General features: G+C 44.5%; 21 protein-coding genes. 5 read left to right on the top strand and 16 right to left on the bottom strand.

Translation table 11 applies throughout. The annotated features are described in order from the left end of the window. Positions 1-262: 262 nt before the first annotated feature. Complete coding sequence (locus AC3WTF_RS12385) at positions 263-721, bottom strand: TlpA disulfide reductase family protein (protein ID WP_007409626.1); 459 nt, start codon at positions 719-721, stop codon at positions 263-265. Between the two features lie 287 nt (positions 722-1,008). Here AC3WTF_RS12385 and AC3WTF_RS12380 point away from each other — a divergent pair, with 287 nt between their 5' ends. Then, the gene (locus AC3WTF_RS12380; protein WP_326245498.1) at positions 1,009-1,815 is read left to right on the top strand and encodes a mechanosensitive ion channel family protein; all 807 of its coding nucleotides are present in this window, start codon (positions 1,009-1,011) and stop codon (positions 1,813-1,815) included. A gap of 33 nt (positions 1,816-1,848) precedes the next feature. Here the strand turns inward: AC3WTF_RS12380 and AC3WTF_RS12375 are convergent, their stop codons facing one another. From AC3WTF_RS12375 to fadH, 14 genes are all read right to left on the bottom strand, one after another. Continuing rightward, positions 1,849-2,094, bottom strand: coding sequence for a YkuS family protein (locus tag AC3WTF_RS12375; RefSeq protein WP_003154596.1), 246 nt, complete (start codon positions 2,092-2,094; stop codon positions 1,849-1,851). Positions 2,095-2,154: 60 nt separating this feature from the next. Next, a complete protein-coding gene (locus AC3WTF_RS12370; RefSeq protein ID WP_007409624.1) occupies positions 2,155-3,279 on the bottom strand; it encodes an N-acetyldiaminopimelate deacetylase in 1,125 nt (374 codons plus the stop codon). Between the two features lie 70 nt (positions 3,280-3,349). Beyond that, a complete protein-coding gene (gene dapD / locus AC3WTF_RS12365; RefSeq protein WP_007409623.1) occupies positions 3,350-4,060 on the bottom strand; it encodes a 2,3,4,5-tetrahydropyridine-2,6-dicarboxylate N-acetyltransferase in 711 nt (236 codons plus the stop codon). An 81-nt stretch (positions 4,061-4,141) separates the two neighbouring features. Then, a complete protein-coding gene (locus AC3WTF_RS12360; protein WP_007409622.1) occupies positions 4,142-4,597 on the bottom strand; it encodes a flavodoxin in 456 nt (151 codons plus the stop codon). A 26-nt stretch (positions 4,598-4,623) separates the two neighbouring features. Next, complete coding sequence (locus AC3WTF_RS12355) at positions 4,624-5,517, bottom strand: WD40/YVTN/BNR-like repeat-containing protein (protein ID WP_020955746.1); 894 nt, start codon at positions 5,515-5,517, stop codon at positions 4,624-4,626. After that, complete coding sequence (locus tag AC3WTF_RS12350; protein ID WP_020955745.1) at positions 5,507-5,980, bottom strand: flavodoxin; 474 nt, start codon at positions 5,978-5,980, stop codon at positions 5,507-5,509. The genes AC3WTF_RS12355 and AC3WTF_RS12350 overlap by 11 nt, the downstream gene beginning before the upstream one ends. 112 nt (positions 5,981-6,092) lie before the next feature. Further along, complete coding sequence (gene ccpC / locus AC3WTF_RS12345) at positions 6,093-6,974, bottom strand: transcriptional regulator CcpC (RefSeq protein WP_007409619.1); 882 nt, start codon at positions 6,972-6,974, stop codon at positions 6,093-6,095. A 139-nt stretch (positions 6,975-7,113) separates the two neighbouring features. Beyond that, positions 7,114-7,557, bottom strand: coding sequence for a cyclic-di-AMP-binding protein CbpB (cbpB, locus tag AC3WTF_RS12340; RefSeq protein ID WP_003154608.1), 444 nt, complete (start codon positions 7,555-7,557; stop codon positions 7,114-7,116). 143 nt (positions 7,558-7,700) lie between these two features. Next, a complete protein-coding gene (gene abbA / locus AC3WTF_RS12335; RefSeq protein WP_007409618.1) occupies positions 7,701-7,892 on the bottom strand; it encodes an antirepressor AbbA in 192 nt (63 codons plus the stop codon). A gap of 140 nt (positions 7,893-8,032) precedes the next feature. Beyond that, the gene (locus AC3WTF_RS12330) at positions 8,033-8,551 is read right to left on the bottom strand and encodes a ribonuclease H-like YkuK family protein (protein ID WP_032868140.1); all 519 of its coding nucleotides are present in this window, start codon (positions 8,549-8,551) and stop codon (positions 8,033-8,035) included. Positions 8,552-8,678: 127 nt separating this feature from the next. Continuing rightward, on the bottom strand, positions 8,679-8,918 hold the full coding sequence (locus AC3WTF_RS12325) for a YkuJ family protein (protein WP_003154613.1): 240 nt from the start codon (positions 8,916-8,918) through the stop codon (positions 8,679-8,681). A 443-nt stretch (positions 8,919-9,361) separates the two neighbouring features. Then, the gene (locus AC3WTF_RS12320) at positions 9,362-10,582 is read right to left on the bottom strand and encodes an EAL domain-containing protein (protein WP_007409615.1); all 1,221 of its coding nucleotides are present in this window, start codon (positions 10,580-10,582) and stop codon (positions 9,362-9,364) included. Positions 10,583-10,723: 141 nt separating this feature from the next. Then, positions 10,724-11,272, bottom strand: a complete 549-nt coding sequence (locus AC3WTF_RS12315) for a hypothetical protein (protein WP_007409614.1) — start codon at positions 11,270-11,272, stop codon at positions 10,724-10,726. A gap of 113 nt (positions 11,273-11,385) precedes the next feature. Next, on the bottom strand, positions 11,386-12,150 hold the full coding sequence (fadH, locus tag AC3WTF_RS12310) for a 2,4-dienoyl-CoA reductase (RefSeq protein ID WP_003154618.1): 765 nt from the start codon (positions 12,148-12,150) through the stop codon (positions 11,386-11,388). Positions 12,151-12,294: 144 nt separating this feature from the next. On the opposite strand from fadH, the gene AC3WTF_RS12305 reads away from it, so the two are divergent. From AC3WTF_RS12305 to AC3WTF_RS12290, 4 genes are all read left to right on the top strand, one after another. Next, on the top strand, positions 12,295-13,158 hold the full coding sequence (locus AC3WTF_RS12305) for a metallophosphoesterase (RefSeq protein ID WP_047935668.1): 864 nt from the start codon (positions 12,295-12,297) through the stop codon (positions 13,156-13,158). A gap of 74 nt (positions 13,159-13,232) precedes the next feature. After that, positions 13,233-13,727 (top strand): L,D-transpeptidase family protein, encoded by a 495-nt coding sequence (locus tag AC3WTF_RS12300; protein WP_088462390.1) that lies wholly within the window; start codon positions 13,233-13,235, stop codon positions 13,725-13,727. 75 nt (positions 13,728-13,802) lie between these two features. Beyond that, complete coding sequence (locus AC3WTF_RS12295; protein ID WP_047935667.1) at positions 13,803-15,095, top strand: MFS transporter; 1,293 nt, start codon at positions 13,803-13,805, stop codon at positions 15,093-15,095. 122 nt (positions 15,096-15,217) lie between these two features. Then, positions 15,218-15,682: a YkyB family protein gene (locus AC3WTF_RS12290; RefSeq protein WP_003154622.1), complete on the top strand. Its 465-nt coding sequence runs from the start codon at positions 15,218-15,220 to the stop codon at positions 15,680-15,682. A gap of 42 nt (positions 15,683-15,724) precedes the next feature. Here AC3WTF_RS12290 and cheV read toward each other — a convergent pair whose 3' ends face one another. Then, positions 15,725-16,636 (bottom strand): chemotaxis protein CheV, encoded by a 912-nt coding sequence (gene cheV, locus AC3WTF_RS12285; protein ID WP_007409609.1) that lies wholly within the window; start codon positions 16,634-16,636, stop codon positions 15,725-15,727. Between the last annotated feature and the right edge of the window lie 180 nt (positions 16,637-16,816).

Below are 16,816 nucleotides of genomic sequence, written 5' to 3'. Positions count from 1 at the left end.
TATTCAACCATTTCAAAATATAACTTGAAATTACTTGTTTAATGAAAATTAGCGTGATATCTACAATTTTCGACTATAATATGTAAAAGATAATGATATCGATAAAACAAGCGGTACAGCGTGTTTACGGCTGTTTCTCTTATTTTTTAAGCCACACACGCCATATTGGAATTTTTTATCCAATAGGCACAAAAAAACCCTGTTACCTAAACGGCAAAGGGTTTGCAGAACCGAGACAATAGTCCGACGGAGATTGTCCCGATTACTCAGAAGCCTGCTCCGTTTCTGAAAGTACTCGGCTGACACGTTTTTCAAGCATTTTCATCCCGCTTCCTCCCGCTTGAAAATGGCGGAGCTGTCCGGTTTTATCGAAAAGGTAATAAGCCGGCACATATTCATTTTCAAATGCTTCAGTCAGCGTATGATCGCTGTCGACGTAAATCGGCTGAGAGATATCGTGTTCAGCCGCTGTTTTCTTGATTTTCTCAAGATCAAGATCGTCTTCGGAACGGGGCATGTGAACGGCCACCACATTCAGCTGATCTTTATATTTATCACGAAATTCGTTCATCTCAGGCATCGCTTCTTTACACATGCGGCAGCTGGCGGACCAGAAGTGAATCAGTGCCGGCTTTCCGCCGACCAGCTGTTCCTTCGTGACTTCTCTGTTAATCCATGCTTTAGCGCCTGTCAATTCAGGCATTTGCTGACGTAATTTCATCTTATTTCCCTCCTTATGAAAAAGGTTTTTTGCCGGGGCTTTCAGTTCCGCTGGGCAACGTTCTCCTGTTTTCCCTCCAAAGGATATGATTTGGCTGAATCACCATGTTAAAATGAGTGTGGCGATTCCTTAGTTCATATCTTCACAAAAATGATGATATTGAAACCGGGCAATATGAACAAATCATAAATGAAATAACTGGTTTCTATTAAAAGGTTTATTTTTTTAAAAAACGGGTATATCACTTTTAGCTTTTTCTGCAATAGACTTGAAAGGAAGACATCACTATGATTGATTTAAAACACTTTGACTGGGCCGGGCTTCTCACATCTGCCGGGATTTTCATCATAAAGCTGGCTCTCATTATTTTAGCGTACTTTATTTTCCGGGCGGCAGGAAAAAAGCTGATCAAGCATCTGTTTCAGAAATTCGAGCAACAAAACAACCTCTCCACAGGCCGCGCTTATACTTTGCGAAGCCTCGCGCTTAATGTATATGGATACATCTTGATTTTCGTTTTTATCGTGATGATTTTGGATTTATTTCACTACAATCCGAGCGCTCTCATTGCCGGCGCCGGCGTGGTCGGTCTCGCAGTCGGCTTCGGGGCTCAGGGGCTTGTCAGTGACATCGTCACCGGATTTTTTATCCTTTTGGAAAAACAGATCGACGTCGGCGATTATATTACGGTTGCCGGCTACAGCGGCATTGTCGAGCAGGTCGGTCTCCGTACGACGCAAATCCGGAGCTTTGACGGCACGCTTCACTATCTTCCCAACCGGGGCATTACGAATGTGAGCAACCATTCCCGCGGAACGATGCAGGCGCTTGTCGATATTAAAGTGCCGCTTGAAAAAAATCTTGATGAAACCATTCAAATCCTGCAAACCGCGTGTGACAAAGCAGCCGCTGAGCTCCCGCAGATTAAGGAAGGGCCGGACGTCATCGGGGTTCAGGATTTAAGCACGTCAGAAATGGTGATCAGAATCATTGCCAAAACAGAAAATATGGAGCAATGGCGGATTGAACGCGTACTGCGGAGAGAAATAAAAATCGCGCTCGACCGTTTTAAAAACGCCGCTTCCGCCGAATAGAAAAACCGAAGCGTAAGCTTCGGTTTTTTCTTTTTAATGAAATTTTTTTTCCACTTCGCTGCAGATTTCGTCGGCGGTCATTCCGGAAGCCGTAATGACGGGAGCCTGAGTTGACGTATCGGCAATTCCTTGGACATTGCTGTCAAGTCCGGTTACGACACAGCAGTCACAATTCTTCGCATCCTCAGGAGTCTTCATCATCACTACGTCATATCCTTTTTGTTTTAACGCCTGTTCTACATCCGATAAAGATTGTTCAATTCCAATTTTTTTCGTCATATTGAACACCTCCGTTATGTAGAATGCTCAATTATTGTTAGATTATTCTTCTTTTCGGATTTAATTGGCATACTTCGAAAAATATCCGACCATGACATTTACCGCGGTTTCCATCGCATCTTCATCCGGGTTCAGCTTGGCGTGATGAAGCCCGTGGGATGAATCGGCCCCCAGCCAGAACATAAAGCCGGGATATTTTTTCAGCATATAGCCGAAATCTTCTCCGGTCATCGCTTCTTTCGCCGTTCTCACGTCAGCAAGCTGATGATCGCTGACAAATTGCATAAATTCTTCGGTCAGGCCGCTTGTATTATAAACTTGATGATAAACGGACGGATACGTGACTTTTCCTTTGCATCGGAAGCCGATTTCAATTCCTTTGACAAGCTCTTCAATTCGCTTTTTCACCATACGCATTGATTCCTCGGAAAGCGTCCGGATGGTTCCCTCCAGATGAGCATGCTCTGCGATGATATTTTGCGCCGTGCCCCCGGTAATCGTTCCGACAGTTATCACAGCGCTGTCAAGCGGATCCGTATTTCTGGATATGACCGTTTGCAGCTGCGTGACAAGCGTGCTCGCGGCAACGACCATGTCGTCTGCTGTATGCGGATATGCCGCATGCCCGCCTTTCCCCTCAAGATCGATGACAAGCTCGCTCGTATTGGCAAACAGCAATCCGCTTTTGGTGGAAATTGTACCTACAGGAAGCTCAGGTGCTATATGGAGAGCGGTAATCAAATCCGGCGTCCATTTTTTCAGCACATCGCTTTCAAGCATCGGTTCCGCTCCGCCCGGTCCTTCTTCAGCCGGTTGGAATAAAAAGAGCAGATCATGTTTGACGGGATGATGGACAAAATGATCAATAATGCCGAGCGCAATGGTCATGTGCATATCGTGGCCGCATGCGTGCATAAAACCGGGGTGTTCAGATACAAACGGAAGCCCCGTCTGCTCTTCAATCGACAGAGCGTCTATATCCGCTCTGTAGGCGAGCATTTTTTCCGGAGCCGTGCCGTTGACTTTGACAAAGATGCCGGTTCTCCAAGTTTCGATTTCAATTCTTTCCTCCGGATATTGGTTCAATAGATTCAGCAGGTACTGTTGGGTTTTATATTCCTGAAAGCCGATCTCCGGAATGCGGTGCAGATCTCTTCGGATGGCAATGAGCCGCTCTTTTTCCATATGTATTCCTCCTTGAGATAAGAATAAGGCGTGGATTTTATCATCCACGCCCATTCTATCAAACCATTCCTTACAGCTGGCGTAATTCCTGTTTGATTTCTGTTTTGCCTTTTGTTTTTTCATCGATATCTTTGATTTTTTTCGCAGGTGTTCCCGCTACAACGGTATATGGCTCGACGTCATTTACAACGATGGCTCCGGCAGCGACAACCGCGCCTTTACCGATTGTTACGCCTTCAAGCACAACCGCATTTGCGCCGATCACAACGTCGTCTTCCACGACAACAGGCTTAGCGCTAGGCGGCTCAATAACGCCCGCTAATACAGAACCCGCTCCGATGTGGCAGTTTTTGCCGACAGTCGCGCGTCCACCGAGAACAACGTTCATATCAATCATCGTACCTTCGCCGATGACTGAACCGATATTAATAGATGCACCCATCATGATAACGGCATTGTCGCCGATTTCGACTTGGTCGCGGATAATAGCGCCGGGCTCGATTCTCGCTTTAACATCTTTTAAATCAAGCATCGGGATCGCAGAGTTGCGGCGGTCATTTTCAATGACGTAATCCTCAATTTTGTCTTTGTTTTCTTCGATTGCGCTTTTAATTTCAGCCCACTCGCCAAAAACGACGCCGGATTGGCCGTTCAGGAATGTTTTAGCGGAATCGCCAAAGCTGATTCCTTCAAGATCGCCTTTTACATACACTTTTACAGGCGTTGATTTTGTACTATTTTGAATAAATGAAATAATTTCATTTGCATCCATCATTTTCATATGTATTGTCCTCCTCTGATTTTCTACCTCATTACTGTAACAAAGGAAGGATACAAAGACAAGAAAAAAAGGAACAAGCCTTTATTCTGCCGGCTGGCTGCACAGCGCGGCAAACTGTCTTCCGAATTCCCGGAGCTCTTCTTCCTCACTGCCCTCAGGGTTGTTTTCAATTTTGACCGACGGCAGCACCACCCGCCCGCCGCGGGCTGTGATTACTTTTTCCAATTCGTCAACCGCCCCGCAAAAAAACTCATAGGACGTATCTCCGGAACCGAACAAAGCAAATGTTTTTCCCGTAAACTCCAGGTTTTCCATATCTTCAGCAATATCGAGCATTTCATCAGGAAGATCCCCGTCTCCCCACGTATATGTGCCTAATAAAATATACTCGTAATCATTAAAAAGTTCGGCATGAATATCCATAGCTTCATATCTGTCTACGGATGCTTGTGCTTCGATCAGCCCTTTTTCAATTAAATCCGCCATCGCCTCGGTGTTTCCTGACATTGTGGCGTAAACAAGCAATACATTCCCCATCTTCGTCTCTCCTTTATGCATAAAAACTAATGTGCGAGCCGAACCGCCTCATACGGTCTGACAAACTTACTTTCGTAAAGGCCCGCGCAAAAAAAGTTTTCTTCCCGGTTGGCCACCCGCCATCCGTGACCGCGGATCGTATCAAACCACTTTAATTCACCGGCGGCGAGATCAGCTTGATAAATACGCGAAAATCCGTTTTCGTCCTGTGACGATGTGACATAAATAATCCCGTTATCCTCAGAAACGTCGAGAAATGATTTTTCCCGTACGGCGGGTCCGGCTGTAATGGCAAACTCCTCTTGCGTCCGCACGTTTCGGACGGCAACCTCCCCCCGTTCTCCCTTTGCCGCGCCCTTTGCTGCAATGAGCCAGTCATTCTGATACATCATCATTGAAGCCGTCATGCGCTGCCTTTCGCGGCTTATACGCCGGATGCGTTCTTCCGTCAGATCATACGCCCAAATGCCGCCATGATTCATATGAATCCGGGTGCCGATATAAATCGTCTGACCGTGTAAACAAAGCGAACGGATGACAGGCGGCTCCTTTAATTGTGAAAAGGGCTTAGCCACATGCCAAGTGACGCCGAAATCATCAGATAAGTAGAGGCAGTATGTGCCGTGCGCACAGACAAACCCGTCATTCCGCCCGGCAACGGCCCATACGGAGGCGCTGGTCGGAAAACGGGAGGCCGTCCAAGTCTTTCCCTGATCGGCTGATCTGAGGACGGCGCCTTTTTCTCCAGCCGCGAATATGTAGGGCCCTATGTAAGTCAGCACATGAATTCTGCTTTTCACTCGGAACAATCTTTTCCAGCCTTCTTCCGCGGAAAAATGAAAAATACCTTCGCCTTTCACAGCCACAAAAAATCCCGAAGATACTGATGCCATGACAGCCGTCGCGCCTTTATGAAACATAGCACCGGTCTCCGTGGTGTGCGGCCCATGCAAGAAAACCGCGGACAAATTCTTTGCAGCATTCCTGATCCTCAGCCGTCTCGGGCGCCAGCTCGATTTTCAGCGTTTCCGGATATAAATTGGCTCCGGCCTGTTCAAACGCATCGCAAAACAGCGTGACCGCTTCGCAAAACTTCGGGTAGGCGTGATCGCCTGAACCGAAACAGGCCGTTTTCAGTCCGTTGAGCTGGCTGTGCAGAATATCTTCGTAAAAATCTTCCGCTTCGTAAGGAAGATCACCGTCCCCCCATGTATACGTGCCGACAAAAACATAATCATATGCTTCGAGAGAATCCGCATCTGCTTCGTCCATGTCAAGACAGTCAACTGCTATCTGATGCCCGCTCAGTGTTTCTTTTATAATGCCGGCAATATCCTCTGTATTCCCCGACATGCTTGCGTATATCATTAATGCTTTTTGCATATGATCACCTCGTAATTGATAATGATTTTCATTAACATATATAACACTTTAAATGATAATGATTTTCATTGTCAATAAAAAATAAAAAAAAGACAGCATGATTGCTGTCTTTCTAAAATGGGCGTTCCTGCTTCAGCATATCTTTAATGACAGAAACAAAAGCCTGCACCTGTTTTAATTCAAATGCCGGCTCATAACCGAGCAGCCATGTGTCACGGCCGATCGGATGATCTTTTGTATCAAGCAGGGGCATTTTATTTACTTTGTCTTCCTCTTCTAAGGTGACTGACGGCAGAATGGCATATCCGATCCCGTGCAGCGCCATCTGCTTGCACGTTTCAATCTGATCGACAAGGATGGTCTGTTTCGGCGAGGTTTTGAATTTTTGATGCCACCAATGCTGAATTTCCTGAAAATATGTACTGTCACTTTTGAATTGGATGAACGGCCGGTCGGTATGGGCAATATCATCAATACAGGAAATTTCCGTATCGACCAAATATAAATGATCGGTCATTAAATAATCTTTCCGGCCTTTCCATTCCGGATTTCCCCGGATAATGCCGATATGTACCTGATCTTCATACAGACTTTTCAGCATTTCGCTGCTCCACCCTGTAATGAGAGAGACCTTTGCATTCGGATATCGTTCCACATATGTTTTTAACACTTTCGGAAGCCAGTGCTGCCCGATAATCGAGGCGACGGCAAGCTTTAATGTGCCGTGAATCTCACCCTCAAGTTCATCAATGTTTTCTCTGATTCTTTCTTGCCGATCCGTGACGTCATTTGCAAATTGTATGATTTTTTCTCCTGCCGGCGTTACCGTAAGTCCTTTTTGAGATCTTAGAAAGATCTTTGTTCCCCAGGCTTTTTCAATGGTCTGCAATCGCTGGGACAGAGCCGGCTGTGACACAAATAACCGTTCGGCAGCCTTCCTCATGTTTAATTCCTCAGCTAAAATTACGAGCATATGAAGCTCTTGAAGCTGCATGTCGTCCTCCTTTTCAATGCCTTTTGTATTTCTTATCTACCATTCTAATAAAATAAAGGCTGCCGAGGCAAGCGCCACTCATATGTATGCGTTTTCTTTTTCTGGCATGCAAAAGAACAAATAGGCTGATCGTGCGAGCCTACTTATTCAATGATCTGATATGACTGCTCAACTGCTTTAATACGACTCTTCTCGTGAAAATGCCTTCAAAGACGCCTTCATCATTTTCAACGCAGACAAAGCCGTTGTTAATGACCATGCTGAACCCTTTGATAATCGGATCATTGATGTGGAGACGGGGAATGTCTTTCAGCATGACTTCCTCAACCGTAATTTGATCCAGCTTCTCAAACTCGATCCGTTCAAGTCCGAAAATGCTGTTCATAATCATATTTGTCCCGATCAAACCGTGCAGACGGTACGAAGCGTCAAGGACGGGAATGGCGGTATAGCCGGTTTTCGTCAGCACTAATAGAGCATGCTCAAGGTTATTTCCGACTTGAACGTGCGCCACTTTATCCGCCTCGATCATAAATTGTCCGACTGTTGCATCAAGAAGCTGATCTGATTGTAAGCTAATCATGTCACTTCGACCCCTTTACATTTTTCATCAAAGCATGTATTCCCTATATTGCAATAATATAAACATTATCATTTTTTGTCGAAAAGTTTCCGTCAATAAAAAAGATACTCTTTGCAATCGAGTATCAATTTATAGGCCGCTGATTAATTTTCATTCCGAAAACGGTCATAGAGCGTTACGAGTTTTTTATAAGTGGTTCCATCAACGCTTTTTGACCCTGCTTCTATATCGTTGATTTCGCTGGTCAAAAGCTCAATGGCATATTCTTGATTGATCAGGATATTCAGCAGAAGTTTCTGTTCTTCTTCCGTAAATCGTTCACCGATAAGACTCATACGTAATCAGGCCCCCTATTTTTAACTGAATACCTCCGAAAGCAAGGTGAAATTTGCTTTCAGCTCTACCGCTAGAATAAGTAAACAGAAAAAAATCGTCAACCGCATAATTCGACATTTTGCGGATTCTGTATGAAATATTATTTTGTGTAACGATTGGCATAACTGAATGCTGTGCAGGAATCGGGCTTGATTTTCGCTTCAATGCCCATCGAGGTAATGCGGCCGGTCATTTCTTGTATCAATTCTTTTGTCAGTCCTTTTTGACCGATATCCAGATGCACTTCAAATGAAAGATCCGCCCCTTCATCCGCAAAAGGCAAGAGTAAATCTGTCAGTTCCATAAGACGGCCGTCGAGGATATGCGCAGCCATCTCCTGGCTGAACGCGGTTTCCAGCGAAATTTTTTCGCGAAGGCTATGTATCGGTCTTGCAAGATCGTAATTTTTCAAACAGCCCCAAGCTCCCTTGCCTGTACGGTGCAAGTGTATAGCCGTAATAAACTTTGTGAAGTCGCGGTAAACTTGTGAATCAGTCCCTACAGACAGCACGTATGCTGAACGGGGGTCTTTATTGACAAAGCGTTTCAGCCGCTCCGTCACGTCTTGAAAGGTCATCTGTGCCTCAGAAAGATTATAAAACAGAAAAGAATCAGCCATGTACGGACACTCCTCTTTCCAGAGTCTACAACCAAACGAACAAGCACGTTCCTTTGCATAATTTAATAAAGCTCCGCTTGCGGAAGACCGGAAGCTTGGTCAGCCTGAAAAATCAAATCAAATCAAATTACTGAAGGAGCTCAAAAATTTCAATAGAAATCATGTCAATGTTATCAAACGGATATGTGTTAGGTTTTTCACCTTTTTGGAAAACCGTCAGTTCAAACGTTTGATTTTTTTCGAAATATTTAACACTGCAAATTTTTTCGCCGTTAACTTCAAAATAACGCTGCATCGGCTCGTTAGCCGCTTCCGCTGTTTCTTGCAGACTTTGCAGCCGCGTGATGATACCCATTAATTGTGACATTCTAAAAAAAGACTCCTTTCAAAAAACAACTTCAAATCAACAAGTATTTATTATAATACAAGTTCTACAGAGCATCATACCATAAAGTAGACCGGGATGGCATTTTCCCGCTGGATTTTCAAAAAGAAATAAACGGGAAAACCGTGTTTTCGAATAGTTTGAAGCTTTTTTCGGAATGTCATACACCTTTCAAAAATAATTTTTCGCTTTTTGAGCCGCCATTATCAGATGTATGTAAGGAGAAGCCCTTTTATGAGGAGACAGCATAAAAAAACTTGGCGGGGGTAGCGCCAAGTTTTTTCGGATCTTGATCTGATAGAGGGGTTGGGGAACAGAGAGTAACTTCTCTCTATAACTAAATGATAATGATTATCAGTATCATTGTCAATCGTTTTTTAAAACTTTTTTCAAATGAACAAAAAAAGCGGCATACAGCAGCCGCTTTAAAGTAACCCGTCCTGTTCATATAAATAAGAGTAAGGCAGATCGATAAATAAATACATATTGTCATCCATCGGGTATGAAAAGGTTCTGATCATCTCACCTGTCTCAATATCACTGTACAGGTCACTGAAAAAGCCTTTTCTTGAATTCCGCATCTTCATGATATTTTCTAAAAAGTACGGACGCCAGCTCCAGTTTTTCTCCATGTATTCAGGCTGATAAAGCCATTCGCCGGACTGCTTGAACACATTTCCCGTCAGCTGATAGCCTTCTTCATCACACATATAAATTCTGAAACAGCAGTCCGTCAGGTTTTCCGCCAGTTTTTTAATAAACTCATCGTCCGCCTGATGGGTTTTCTTCAGCTCGGAAACTGCCTGATTGACCCGCTTATAAAAATTCTCAGAGTGTTCATATACCGTTTCCAGCTTCTTTTTTTCTCTCGTAATAAATTGCTGAAACTCCGTTTTCAAGCGTGCTTTTAACAGGCTCCGGTCTATAAAATCCCCGCTCGGCGCCTGCAGATAATAGCCTTGAAAAAATCGGCCTCCGTTTCTCCATGCGTACTGGAGCTGGAAATCAGCTTCTATATCTTCATACAGCAGCGCGGCGCCGATTTTTCTCGCCAGCAATGAAATGCTGTACAGCACATGCTCATATGATGGTGACGGCTGAGATACCTTCAGCGCCTGCAAATCTATTTTCAGAAGGTCCGGTGAAAGGAGCGCGATTCTGTCCAGGTTGCTGCTCTCCTTACCTATATTGTCCACCGCTATTTTAATGCCGTATGTACGATAGTAGGCAAGCATATGGTACAGCTGTTCAATGTCGCCTTCGAAATTGTGCTCGGTGATCTCAAGCACAATACGGTTCAATTCAATGCCCTGCTCTTCGTATTCTTTCAAAAGCTCAAGAAAGCTTTCGCCGTGGTCAAGCATCAATACATTCGCATCCTGATTGATAAAAATCAACAGATCACGGTCAGCTTCTTTAAACCGCTCCAGCGCCTGCCTGATGACTCTGTCATCGACCTCAAGCTTATATTCTTCCGGAATGCCGGAATCTAAGAAAAACGGCCCGAGGCTCTCAATCTCCGCATCTGCCAAAATCCGCCCAAGCACTTCGTAGCCTACGACTCTTTGTTCCTCAGCGTTAAAAATCGCTTGGTAATACGGAATGACATCATCAATATTCGTCAGTATATCAAGTGGGTCCAACATGTTATCACCTGCTTCTCTATCTTTGTCTGATTATACACAATTATATCAGCACCACAAATGTTTAGATTAGGGGAAAAGGAGGCAGTATGGCCGCAGCTTAAAATAAAAGGGGGACATTTTTAAGATCACTCTTCAGACCGGTTAATTAAGGACGTTATTCATTTGTTTCACAATCACAAATAAAAGGATAAATATAAGAGCATTATAACCGGCAGCTGTCCAAAAATAATGGCTCCAATCAGTGCTGTTAAATATCCAATCATCATCATGTTTCAACTGAAAGAAAGTTCCTTTTTTATCTAAAGTGCCAAATGTAAGAGTTGTTAACCCGCCAACACTCTCGGAAACGTCAACTCCATACATTGAACCGGCAGTATCAGTATGATTTATTGGCATATACGTGTAATCAGATAAAATTGTTTCCGCCAGCTTGGCTGGCAGAGACACATATAATACAGCCGATGTATCGCCTCCGAGCCCACTCAAATACTCCCTGGCTTTAATAAATTTCGTTTCATCAGGAAAATCGATGTGATATAGCTTTTCAAATCTGATTATTTCATCAGATGTAAGATTGGTATTTTGATAATACTCCGGAGTAAAAGCACAAATAATAAAGTACCAAATATTAAAGATGATAACGAAACTGCTTACAAATAGTACAACGAACCATTTTAATAATTTCTTCAATTAATCGCCCCTTAATCTTTCAAAATTATATCATAATTTTGAATAGAAAATAAAACAAGCGAACGGCGGCTTTAACGTTCGCTTGTTTTGCAAAATAATCAATATATGAAAAATTAAAACGGATAAGGATTCAGCCATTGCCCCCCGTCCATTGTGATACAATCCCCGTTTATATAGGACGCTTCATCAGATAGCAAAAACGCTGCCAACGCGGCGATTTCTTCCGGTGTGCCCAGCCGGCCGAGCGGCACACTGTTCATAGTGCGGGACACCGCTTTTTCCGATTCAAACAGCTTCTCCGCACCGCCTGTCCGTTCAATCGGGCCGGGGGCTATCGCGTTTGTGCGGATGCCGTATTTGCTCCCCCATTCAACTGCCAGCGTTCTTGTCAGTGACAATACCCCCGCTTTGGCTGCAGCGGAATGAACGACACCCGCTCCCGCTCCCCATGCGTATGTAGCGGCCATATTTAAGATGACGCCCTTCTGCTCCTGCTCGATCCAATGCCTTGCCGCTGCTTGGCTGCAGAAAAATGTGCCGTTTAAAACAATCTCAATAACAGCTTTCCATCCATTGGGCGTCAGCTTCTCTGCCGGGCAAATAAAGTTGCCGGCCGCATTGTTAATCAGCGCATCGAGCCGGCCAAAGACTTTTTTCGCTTCTGTAATCATGTCTGAAGCGGCGGAATCAGAACGGACATCCATTTGAAAACAGGCGACCTGCCCCTCAAAGGTCTCAATTTCTTTTTTTGTTTCCTCAAGTGCTTCATGGTTCCTCCCTGTCACCATGACATGCCATCCTAATTCAGCCTGTTTTTTCGCCATTGCTTTTCCCATGCCGCTTGAACCGCCTGTAATGATTACCGCTTTCTTATCCATAACAAACCCACCCCTTTTTATTGAATGAATAATCATTCATAATTTTATCATAGATGTCTTTCCGCGTCATTACATGCTGAGAAGGGATTTTTCAGCCAAGCTGATGATATAATAGAACAACTCTGACAAAGGTTGGTTTTACATATGGAGAAAATGACCAGAAGAACATTTTTAAAAAGAGGATTCGGCATTTTGGGTGCAGCTCTCGCAATGGCTTGCGGAGGTTACGGCTATGCCCGGTATATTGAACCGCGCATGATTGAGATCACCCGGCATACAATCACCAGCCGCCTGATCCCCCGCGGCTTTGACAATTTTAAAATCGTTCAATTCAGCGATACGCATCTCAGTGATGTGTTTACATCCGGTGACTTGAATAAAGCAGCGGAAAAGATCAATCAGCTGAAACCCGATCTGCTCATCTTTACGGGAGATTTAATTGATAAGCCGAATTTATTTAATGATCACCAGCATGCACTCGCCGTGCTGCAAAATCTTGAAGCTCCCTTCGGCAAACTTTGTGTTTACGGAAACCATGACCACGGAGGCTACGGTACGAACACGTACAAGGCTCTGATGGAAGCGGCTGATTTTCAAGTGCTTCGAAACGGCTACCGTCAGGTGCAGCTGACAGATGGAAGCCGGATTGAATTCGCGTTTTTGGATGATGTAATGCTCGGAAAACCCGATTATGAAGGCACCCTGTCACGCCTTTCCGAAGATGCGTTTTCCATTTTAATCGTCCACGAGCCTGATGCCGCTCTCAAGATAGGCGGATATCCCGTAAACCTCCAGCTGTCGGGACACACTCACGGCGGCCAGGTCCAGCTCCCGTTTTTCGGCCCTCTCATTACGCCTCCTTACGGAAAAACGTATACCGACGGCATGTATACACTGCATGACACAGCCGTTTACGTCAATCGCGGGCTCGGTACGACAAGACTGCCGTATCGATTTTTAGCCAGACCGGAAATCACGCTGTTCACATTGAAAACCGAGCAAAAATAAGACTTTTATCCTGATGCACAGACACCCCCTCCGTAATATGTATATGGAAAAGAGCAAAAAGGAGGGTGATGAAACTGCTGACATATCAAGTGAAACAAGGAGAAACCATCTCAAGCATTGCGCAAGACTTCAGAATAAGCACTGCTGCTCTCCTTCAGGCAAATCCCTCAATCCAATCGGTCATATACGCGGGACAGCATATTATCATACCGAATCTTCCCGACCCATCCACCATTCCCTACTCCATCATCGTGTATATCGGAGCGAAGAAACTGGAGTTATACCGCCTTGGCAGGCTCATCCGTACGTATCCCATCGCAGTCGGAAAAATATTGACGACCACGCCGACCGGAGAATTTTACATCGTGAACCGCCAGCCTAAGCCCGGCGGCCCGTTCGGCGCTTATTGGCTCAGCCTCTCTAAAATTCATTACGGCATTCACGGAACAAATAATCCTTCCTCCATCGGCAAAGCGGTATCAAAAGGATGCATCCGGATGTATAATCAGGACGTCACTGAACTTGCCGCTACCGTTCCTAATGGAACAAGGGTGACTATTATAAGATAGAAAGATCTTATTTGTTAATGGAACGAGCTGATGATAATATATTACAGTGGGACCTCTAGGGTAAGGAGCGTGTTTATGGATATATTTAAAAATCGCAATTTTGTCCGTCTCTTTTTCGCAGCACTCGCTTCTCAAATGGGAACGACTGTAGGTAATATGGCTTTCGCTTTTTACTTGCTGGACCATTTTTCAAACCAGCCGGCATACACGACTTTGGCTGAGCTGATGTATTCACTGCCGACAGTTTTCGTATTTCTGATTGTCGGTGTCGCAGCTGACCGGCTTGACAGGAAAAAGGTCGCAGAGAATTGTGACTGGATCAGAGCCGGACTGACGATCGTATTGTTTGCCGCATTATACACCGGGAGCATCCCTCTCGTATTCTGTATTTTGTTCATCAGAAGCGCCGTGACCAAGTTCTTTTTCCCGGCGGAAGCCAGCCTTGTACAAGCTATTCTGCCTAAGGAGCATTACGCGAAAGCGGCGGGACTTAACCAGATCCTGTTCAGCATCTTCATGGTATTCGGCGTCGGTATAGGGGCGTTTATGTATAAAACGATCGGTATTCACGGAGCCATTATCCTTGATTTTGTCAGCTTTATTGTATCAGGCTTTCTGATCCGCGCGTGCCGCATTCCGAAAGAAGCCCGTCAGCCGAACGGCCCTTTTAAATGGGGAGATTCGTTTCTGAAAGACTCGGTCGCTGATTTTAAGGAAGGGATCGTATATATTGTTAAAAACAAATTGCTTGCTTCCCTTATTTTCGGCTTTTTTATCTTTGGTTTTGTCAACGGCGGCTTTGCCGTACTGCCGATGTTTACGATGAAATATGGACTTGCGCCTGATCATTACGAATCACATACTTCCATCTTCACCGTCGCACTCGGCTTCGGCCTGCTTGCAGGAAGTGTGATCGGAACGATGATCGCAAAAAAAGTCAAACCGCATCATTTGATGTCGATTCCTATTTTGGCAGCCGGACTGCTCATTTTTGTCCTCGGCTATACGGATAAGCTGTGGATTTATTATACGGCGGCTTTCGTCCTCGGCATGTGCATCGGCCCTGTCAATATCGCCATCGGCGGCTGGATGCCGAAAATCGTTCATCCGAAAATAATGGGCCGGGTCAGCGGCTGGCAGGATCCTTTTATGATGTTTGCCCAATCGATTACACTCGGACTGGTCGCCCTGTTATTTCCGAAATTCGTTACCAATATTGATTACCTTTATTACGGCATGGGAATCGTGATTTTAGCGGTATTTGTGTTCTATTTTATCGCTCTTCCGAAATACAGCGCCGAGGCAGCAGAGATCGATGTGCAGCAATCATTAAAGGCTGATTCTGAAAAACATGCGAAACCTGTCTAATAAAGGAAAAAGATGCGCCCTTTTCATCAGAAAAAGGCGTATTTTTATAATCAATATTTGCATTTCAACGCTAAAAAAGTATAATCTATATATGAACTTGATCAATGCAAAGGAGAGAAATAATGGACGACCACGCTTATTCGAAAGAGCTGCAGCCAACCATCGAGAATCTTTCAAAAGCTGTTTATACTGTGAACCGCCATGCAAAAACCGCCCCCAACCCTAAATACCTTTATCTGCTGAAAAAACGGGCATTACAAAAGCTTGTGAAAGAAGGCAAAGGGAAAAAAATAGGGCTTCACTTTTCAAATAATCCCAGGTTTAGCCAACAGCAGTCAGACGTACTTATCTCTATCGGAGACTACTATTTTCACATGCCTCCAACAAAAGAAGACTTCCAGCATCTTCCGCATTTAGGTACGTTAAATCAGTCGTACCGCAATCCTAAAGCACAAATGTCTTTGACAAAAGCGAAAAACGTATTGCAAAAATATGTGGGCTTAAAGGAAAAACCGCTTGCCGCCAACAGGCAGCAGCCCGCTTATCATAAACCCGTATTTAAAAAACTTGGTGAGAGTTATTTTTAATTCCGCCGCAAAAAAGCCGATGCGTCATGCATCGGCTTTTTTCTATTCAATCACGTACGTATCCACTTTTTTAATGAGCTCGCTGATTTCAGGCTTGCTGATCTGTTCATCCGCTCCGACGACTTCGCCCCGGTGGCGCAGGTCGTCCGTAATCAGGGACGAGAAAATCATAATCGGCACATCAGAGCTTTGCGGGTTATCCTTAAGGAGCTTCGTCAAACGATGCCCGTCCATTTTCGGCATCTCAATGTCACTGATAATCATGTCAATATGGTCTGACAGGTTTGCTCCGTTATCCGTCAGTTCCACGACGTAATCATACGCTTCTTTTCCGTTTTCAAACGTAACGATTTCACTGTACCCCGCCTCAGTCAGCTCATCCGTCAAAAGACGCATCAGAAGCGGAGAATCTTCAACGATGATCAGTTTTTTACCCGCCCGTCTTTCATCAAATCCTTCCTGATGGACATGATAAGTCTCAACTCCGGATGCCGATTCAATATCATAAATGATCTTTTCATAATCAGGCAGAAAGATCATCGTGTCTTCCAGTTTGATGATTCCCGTTAAATGCCGCTCCATGCCCTGGTTCAAGGAAGTCGGCTTTTCAATCGCCTCCCAGGACACCCTGTGGATTTGTGAAACGGAACCGACGTGAAAGACGATTTTCCGCTTGTTGAATTCCGTTACGATATATTTATCGTCTTTTGCTCCTTCGGCATCAACGCCGAAAAAGGTATACAGACTGATGACGGGAAGAATTTCGCCTCTCAGCTTAATCATCCCTTCTACGTCTTTATGAGACTGAGGCACAGATGTGACATCTACCGGCTGAATGATTTCCCGGACTTTCATCACATTTATGCCAAATGTATTGACACCTACTTCAAATTTGACGATTTCTAATTCGTTTGTGCCTGAATCCAATAAAATATCGTATTGTTGTAAAGACAATTCAATCCCTCGCTATCCGCATTCAGTATTGTACTGTATATATCGGCTGGAAACGGAAAAAGTGAATGTATTCGGGCCAACTGGCCATGAACTCTTTATAAAAAGATGCTTTTTTCTGATATCCCATTGACTTTTTGACATCGAGTGGTAAAATAGTCAAGGATTTTTCAGGAAGAAGGG

The organism is Bacillus sp. EB106-06-01-XG163 (assembly GCF_058791615.1).
This window is presented reverse-complemented; position numbering and strand designations above follow the sequence as displayed.